Raw genomic sequence first — 7,329 nt, 5'->3', positions numbered from 1 at the left:
TGTGGGGGGGGGGGGGGGGGGGGGGGGCTCCGACCACTTCGTTCGGAGGGGATTCAAGGCAGCCGACGTGCCCCCTGGCGAGCACGGCGGCTAACGCGCGTCCGGAGGCACATTTAGTCATCCTCGTCCCCGGCGCCGGCACGGAGGGTGGACACAGCGCGAGGGCCCAGAATGCGCGACTCCCGGCATTATGCCGGACGCGGGCCGGAGGGGGGTCGCCGGATCCCGTGTCAGCCCGCCCGGCACCGTGTTCGTCTCGGTTCCGCCTGAGGGCACGTCGGTTGCAGAGGATGCGCATCTGGGTTATCATGCAGCTTGTGCAATCTGGATCGCCCCGACGAAAGGGTGCAGGGCCCATGAGAACCAGAGAGTCGGGAACCACGACGGAAACCGGCCGCGGCTTTGGTGCTTCGGGCAGCCGCGGCCGTGATACTACGCCGAGTGCAGATGTTGTTGCATTCGAGGAGGAGACGGGCACGGTGAGAGTCGCCGTAACGAAAAAGCGGCGCCGGCCTCTCCGGGTGTCTGCCGGAACAGCGGCCGATGTGGCCGAGGAATCCAGCATCAACCTCAAGGAGCCATCGGTACGCGCGATCTTCCTCCGCCGTATGCGCAACTGGACGCGGCAGCTGGCATCCAGCGCGCCCTCGTCGGTCCTTGCCGAGGCACTCACCCAGCCGAATGCACGGAGCACGATGGTCCATGTCCTGACCGTCGTCCCTCCATCGGCCGAGGAGAGCGAAGTCCGCAGGCTGCGGGAGCGCGCCCTGGAGCGCGCACTCCTGGTGCGCGAGCAGTTGCGCGAGGCCGCAGGCGGGTTCCGTTCGACCACGTGGGTGGCCGAGCATCTCGAGATTCGCCGTCAATCCGTCGACAAGCGGCGGCGAGAGGGCAAGCTGCTCGCCGTCGAAACGCCCCGGGGGTTCGAGTTTCCAGCGTGCCAGTTTACCGCGGACGGTACCGTGCCGGGTTTGGAAGACGTTCTCGCGGCCATGTCTGCCGGCAGCTTCTGGGAGACGCTGGGCGGGCTGGTCACCCCGGCTCCCGCGCTCGAGGGGCGTACGGTGATTCAGGCGCTCCAGGACGCTCTAAGCGACGAGGAACGGAGGAGGATCGTGGCTGTCGCGAGAGCGTATTCGGACGAATGATCGTGCCGGACGTCTCCGCGAGGCTTTCGATCAGGAAACTCTCAGCCGGCCGAGAGCTCCATCGAGCCCACAACACGGATCGGGACGCGATCTTCTTCGGGCCGGGTGCTGGCAACCCGCCGAAGTACCGGTTCGACGCGCCGGATGGCAGCTACGGAGTCTGCTACCTGGGACTCGGCGAGGAGGCGGCCTTCATCGAGGGTGTGATTCACCGGGCGGTCCCTCGGCGCGTGATCTCGGAGAAGACGCTGGCGAAGCGCGCGATCTCCGTGGTTCACATCCGGCAGGAGATACGCGCCGTACGGCTCTACGGGAAGTACCTGGTGGGAGCGGGCGCCGATGCGGCCGTGGTGCACGGCGACGATTACCCGGGTCTTTCGCAGCCGTGGAGCAAGGCGATTCACGACCACGCCGCCAACGTGGATGGAATCCTCTATACTGCCCGGCACGACGACTCGGTGCTCGCGCTGGCGCTGTTCGAGCGCGCCGCTCACAAGATTACCGCCGGTTCCAAACACCCGCTCTCCGGCTCCGACCTGCGCACGCTGCGACTCATGGAGCGTTACGGCCTGGCGCTGGAGCTGTAAAGCAGCTCCTTCCGCAGCACCCCGTTTCAGCGCGAGGAAGGAACTGGCTCCGAAGAGGAGGGGACGCGGTTGGATCCACCTCCCCTTGCGCATTCCGCCCGTAGCACCGAAGCTCTCCCGCACCCGGCACGAAAGGCCCGATCACCCTCCGCTCCCGATCCACCGAATCCGCATGGACAGCAACGTTCTCGACGCGGCCCGCAGGGCGTTCCCCGGCGCGGCGAACACCGTCACCCTGGGCGCGGTGGTGCACGGGGGCGAGTGCCACCCGGAGCCGATCGTCTCCATCCCGCTCGCCATGATGAACCGGCACGGCCTGATCGCCGGGGCCACGGGGACGGGGAAGACCAAGGCGCTGCAGCTCCTGGCCGAGCAGCTCTCCGCGGCCGGCGTCCCGGTCTTCGTCAGCGACGTGAAGGGCGACCTGTCGGGGCTGGGCGCGGCGGGGGAGGAGAGCGAGCGCGTGGCGACCCGGGCGCGCGAGACGGGCCATGCCTGGCGCGGCGCCGCCTTCCCGGTGGAGTACCTGTCGCTCACCGGGAAGCTGGGGGCGCAGCTGCGCGCCACCGTCTCCGGCTTCGGGCCGATGCTGCTGGCCAAGGTGCTGGGGCTGAACGAGACGCAGACCAGCGTGCTCACCCTGGTCTTCAAGTACTGCGACGACAAGGGGCTGCTCCTGCTGGACTTCGCCGACCTGCGCGCGGTGCTGCAGTACCTGTCGGGCGAGGGGGCGGACGAGCTGGAGGGCTACGGGGGGATGTCGAAGCAGACCGTGGGCGTGCTGCTGCGCGAGATGGTGGAGCTGGAGCAGCAGGGGGCGGAGGACTTCTTCGGCGAGCCGGAGTTCGACCTGGACGACCTGGTCCAGACGGAGCGCGACGGGCGCGGGCTGGTGTCGATCCTGGAGCTGCGGGACGTGCAGGACCGGCCCGCGCTCTTCAGCACCTTCATGCTGTGGATGCTGGCGCGCCTCTACGGCGACCTGCCGGAGGTGGGCGACCTGGACAAGCCGAAGCTGGTGTTCTTCTTCGACGAGGCGCACCTGCTGTTCGAGGGGGCCGGCAAGGCGCTGGTGGAGCAGGTGGAGCAGACGGTGCGGCTGATCCGCTCCAAGGGCGTGGGCGTGTTCTTCATCACCCAGAGCCCCAAGGACGTGCCGCCCGACGTGCTGGGGCAGCTCGGCCACCGCATCCAGTTCGCGCTGCGCGCCTTCACCCCCGACGACGAGCAGGCGCTCCGGGCGGCGGCGCGCACCTTCCCGAAGACGGACTTCTACGACGTGGAGGAGACGCTCACCACGCTGGGGATCGGCGAGGCGCTGGTGAGCACGCTGTCGCAGAACGGGGTGCCGACGCCGCCGTTCGCCACGCGCGTGGTGCCGCCGTCGTCGCGCATGGGGCCGCTCGCGCCCGACGAGCTGGCGCAGCGCCTGGCCGCGTCCGCGCAGGTGCGGAAGTACGCGGAGGACATCGACCGCGAGAGCGCGCGGGAGATGCTCCAGGAGCGCGTGGAGGCCGCGCGCGACGACGAGGAGGAAGCAGACCGCCGCGATGAGCGCCGGGACCGCGACGAGCGCGACGAGCGGGACGACCGTGGGCGCGACCGCGGCCGCGGGCGGCGCGGGGAGGAGAAGGGGATGCTGACGCAGATCCTCCGCTCGCCCGTGGCCCGCTCGGTGGCCACGCAGATCACCCGCGGGGTGATGGGGGCGCTGCTCGGCGGCTCCTCGCGCGGGCGCAGGCGGCGGCGGTACTGAGGTCCGGCGCCCCCGGCGACCCGCGTCGACGACGCTTCGTCCGGGGCGGCGTTCGTTCATAGGCGGGTGAGCCCGCGGCGACAACGGCGAAAAGCCCGCCTGCGCGGGCTCCTTCCGTGCACGGGCGAGCTTCGGCGCGCCCATCACACCTCGAGCGGGCGAGAAGGCCGCGCCCCATTTCCACCCGCGCACCGATGCCCGTGAAGTACGACCCGCAGGAGATCTCGGGCGGCGAGGACGGCTTCCCCTACGCCGAGCTCCCCACGCGCATCTCCGAGAAGTCGCTCAAGGCGTACCACCGCTCCGTGCGGGCGCGCTTCGGCGGGCTGGCGGCCACCTGGGGGTCCGCCCGCAACGCCGAGTGGATGGTGCGCGCCTACTTCGCGGCGAAGCTCGCCGTGGGGGCCGGCGCCATGCTCTCGGTGGCGGGGTCGGGGCGGCGGGGGACGGGGCGGCTGGCGGCGCCGTACCTGGTGGACGACGGGGTGTTCGACGCGGCGCGCGCCCTCCTCCTGCTGCTGCCGGAGCAGCCGTGGGGCGGCGGCGCGCTCCTGGGCCTCCCCCGCGCGCGCATCGCGGCGCTGGCGGCGGACGCGGTGGCCCCGCTCGACCGCGTGCAGTCGGGGTGGGTGTGGAAGGTCCTGGAGCAGGCGCGCCGGCACCAGGAGCACCTGTGGGCGCAGCAGTCCGCCGGCGCGGCCGTGCCCGGGGCCGGCGCTCCCGCCCCGCAGCTGCGCATCGCGGTGATGGCGGCGCGCTTCCTAGCCGAGCTGGCCCAGTGGCACAGCGAGGTGCTGGCCGGGGTGCTCGGGGAGGCGCTGGAGGAGCCGGCCGGCTACGACCTGGGGGTCCTGATCCCGATCGGCACCCCGGGCGCCGTGGACCCGCCGCTGGTGGACGACGACGACCCCCGGCGCCTGGGCGGGCTGATGGGCGAGCTGCCGCACCCGATCTCGCTCGCCGCGCTGCTCGGGGGCGGGCTCGTGGAGGAGCTCCGGCGGCCGTGGGAGGAGAAGGCGGGCGAGGTGGAGCTGGACTGGTCCCTGGTCCTCCCGCTCCCATGAAGTACGACCCGCGGGAGCTCTCGGGGTCGGGGTACGACTTCCCGTACGTGGAGCTGCCGGGGCGGCTGCAGGAGCGCGCGCTGTCGATGCACGCGTGGAACCTGCGCCGGCGCTTCACCGGCCTGGCGCGGGACTGGGGCCCGGAGCGCAACGCGGAGTGGATGGTGCGCTCGTACTGCGCGGCCAAGCTGATGCTGGCGGCCACCGCCGCGCTGTCGGGGGCGCGCGCCGCCCGCCGCGGCCGGCGCGGGCGCCGGGCGGAGCTGACCTACGAGGGGCTGATCGCGGCCGCCCGCGCGCTGCTGGCGGTGGCGCCCGAGCTGGGGTGGGACGACGGCGGGCTGTTCACGCTCTCCCACGAGCGGGCGGTGGGGTGCCTGGTGCGCGTGGTGGGCGGCGTGGACCGCTCGCAGGCGGTGCGGATGCGCGACCTGCTGGACTCGGCGCGCGCGCACCTGGAGCAGGGCACGTCGCGCGAGGCCGCCCGGCGCGCGGCGGAAGAGCGCGGCGGCGCGGCCCGGGTGCGGGTGGACGTGGCGGTGATGGCGGCCCGCTTCCTGTGCGAGCTGGCGCAGTTCCACAGCGAGGTGCTGGCCAACGTGCTGGGGAAGCTGGTGCAGCCGCCGGTGGGCTACGACCTGGGGATCCTGGCCGCCCCGGCCGCGCTGGCCACCCCCGAGGGCGTGCCGGTGGTGGACGACGCCGACGCGCGGCGCATCGGCGCGCTGATGGGCGCCACGGCGATGCCCGAGAGCCTCCTGGTGCTGGCGCGCGAGATCGACCTGGTGGCCGACCACGGCGCCGCGCTGGAGGGCGAGGCGCGGGGCGGGGACGACACCGACTGGGGGCTGATCTTCCCGTTCACGGCGTAGGGGCGGGGCACGCCTCGGGCACGCCTCGACCGGCGGGGCCGGCGTGTGCGCGGGAGCCGAGCGATGTGCCGGTGCAGCCCTCGCACGGACTCGCACGCTCGCCCCTGCGACGACCCCGGCGCTTCTCTCGACCAGACCCGCGTGAGGGATGCGCGCCCGACAGGGCCGGGACGCCGCCGCCACGGGGGTTTCGTGGCGGCGGTGGCCCGGCGCGGTTGGGCAACGTCGTTTGTTGCCCTACCGCGCGCGCAGCCCGGCCCGGAGCGCAGCGGAGGGACACGCCCCAAACGGCAGTGCGAAGTGCGAAGTATCGCTCGATCTCTCCAGCTCCGCAGCCTCCAGCCTTTCCGTCGCCGGACCGTGACCGACTCCGTCCTCCCGGCTCCCACGCACGACGCGCCCCACGCCGGCCGCGCGCTGCACCTCAGGCGCTCGCTGACGGTGCTGCCGCTGGTGTTCGTGATGTACTTCAACATCTCGGGCGGGGCGTTCAGCCTGGAGGGGCTGGTCGCCGAGGTGGGGCCGGGGATGGCGCTGCTGATCATCGTACTGATCCCGCTGGTGTGGGCGCTGCCGGAGACGCTGATCGTGGGCGAGCTGGCCAGCATGCTTCCCGTGGAGGGGGGCTACTACCGCTGGGTGCAGCGCGCCTTCGGGCCGTACGCGGCGTTCCAGAACGGGTGGATGACGTGGGTCTACTCGCTGGTGGACATGGCGATCTACCCCGTTCTCTTCAACCAGTACCTGGCGTTCTTCTTCCCCGGCCTGGGCGGCGCGGCGCGCTGGCTCGTGGCGCTGGCGGTGATCTGGGGCGCGACGGCGGTCAACCTGCGCGGGGCGCTGCGGGTGGGGTGGACCTCGGTGGCCGCCGGGGCGGTGGTGCTGGGCGGCTTCCTGGCGCTCACGCTCGCCGCGCTGCCGAACGCGGGGCGGGTGCCGTGGCGGCCGTTCACCCTGCCCGGGAGCGGCGGCGAGCTGGGGGCGCTGGGGGTGGCGCTCTCGCTGGCGCTCTGGAACTACATCGGGTGGGACAACGCCTCGACGGTGCAGGAGGAGGTGGTGGACGCCTCCCGCAGCTACCCGCGCGCCCTCTTCGTGACGCTGCCGCTGGTGACGCTCGGCTACCTGGCGCCGCTCACCGCCGCGCTCTCGGCGAGCGACTGGAGCACCTGGCGCGAGGGCGGCTGGCCCGACATCGCGCGCCACGCCGCGGCGTGGGGCGGGCCGGCGATCGCGGTGTGGCTGGCGGCGGCGGGGATGGTGAGCGCGCTGGCGCTCTTCAACTCGCTCCTGATGGCCTACTCGCGCATCCCGCTGGTGATGGCGGCCGACGGGCTCCTCCCGCGCCGGCTGGCGGCCACCGACGCGCGGGGGACGCCGCGCGCGGCGGTGCTGGTCTCCGCCGTGTTCTACTCGCTCTTCGCCCTCCTCCCGCTCGGCCAGCTGGTGGTGGCCGACATCCTCCTCTACGCGCTGGCGCTCTTCCTGGAGTTCGCCTCGCTGGTGGCGCTGCGCGCGCGCGAGCCGGGGCTGCGCGGCCCCTTCCGCCTGCCGCTGGGCACGGCCGGCGTGGCGCTCCTGGCCGCGCTGCCGATGGCGGTGCTCGTCTTCGTCGTCGTGCTGGGGCTGCGGGACCCGGAGATGGGGCTCCCGGCGATCGCGGGCGCGCTCGCGGCCGCCGCGCTGGGCCCGCCCCTCTACCTCCTCGCCGACCGGGCGCGCCGGCGCGCCGGGTGACGCCGCCTCCGCCTCGCCTCGCCCCACCGCGCTTCGCCCTCGGGAGAGCGCGCCTCGCCCCACCGCGCTCGCGCGTCTCGGCCGGCGCAGCCGATACTCCGTGCACCTCCCGCGCGATCTCCCGCGCGGGGGCACGCCCGCCGCTCCCGGTCCGCGCGTTTCGGG

6 protein-coding genes are annotated in these 7,329 nt (G+C 73.2%); all 6 read left to right on the top strand.

What is annotated here, in order from left to right; all coding sequences use genetic code 11:
- Nucleotides 1–356: 356 nt before the first annotated feature.
- The 6 genes from VF746_05010 (at nucleotide 357) to VF746_04985 (ending at nucleotide 7,164) form a co-directional block, all read left to right on the top strand.
- The gene (locus VF746_05010) at nucleotides 357–1,148 is read left to right on the top strand and encodes a hypothetical protein (protein ID HEX8691758.1); all 792 of its coding nucleotides are present in this window, start codon (nucleotides 357–359) and stop codon (nucleotides 1,146–1,148) included.
- Complete coding sequence (locus tag VF746_05005) at nucleotides 1,145–1,735, top strand: RES family NAD+ phosphorylase (GenBank protein HEX8691757.1); 591 nt, start codon at nucleotides 1,145–1,147, stop codon at nucleotides 1,733–1,735. Before VF746_05010 ends, VF746_05005 begins: the two co-directional genes overlap by 4 nt.
- Nucleotides 1,736–1,907: 172 nt before the next feature.
- The gene (locus tag VF746_05000) at nucleotides 1,908–3,491 is read left to right on the top strand and encodes a helicase HerA-like domain-containing protein (protein ID HEX8691756.1); all 1,584 of its coding nucleotides are present in this window, start codon (nucleotides 1,908–1,910) and stop codon (nucleotides 3,489–3,491) included.
- A 194-nt stretch (nucleotides 3,492–3,685) separates the two neighbouring features.
- A complete protein-coding gene (locus VF746_04995) occupies nucleotides 3,686–4,555 on the top strand; it encodes a hypothetical protein (GenBank protein ID HEX8691755.1) in 870 nt (289 codons plus the stop codon).
- Nucleotides 4,552–5,427, top strand: a complete 876-nt coding sequence (locus VF746_04990) for a hypothetical protein (GenBank protein ID HEX8691754.1) — start codon at nucleotides 4,552–4,554, stop codon at nucleotides 5,425–5,427. Before VF746_04995 ends, VF746_04990 begins: the two co-directional genes overlap by 4 nt.
- A gap of 360 nt (nucleotides 5,428–5,787) precedes the next feature.
- Complete coding sequence (locus VF746_04985; protein HEX8691753.1) at nucleotides 5,788–7,164, top strand: APC family permease; 1,377 nt, start codon at nucleotides 5,788–5,790, stop codon at nucleotides 7,162–7,164.
- Nucleotides 7,165–7,329: the final 165 nt, after the last annotated feature.

Source organism: Longimicrobium sp., assembly GCA_036389795.1.
Taxonomy (GTDB): Bacteria; Gemmatimonadota; Gemmatimonadetes; order Longimicrobiales; family Longimicrobiaceae; genus Longimicrobium.
This window is presented reverse-complemented; position numbering and strand designations above follow the sequence as displayed.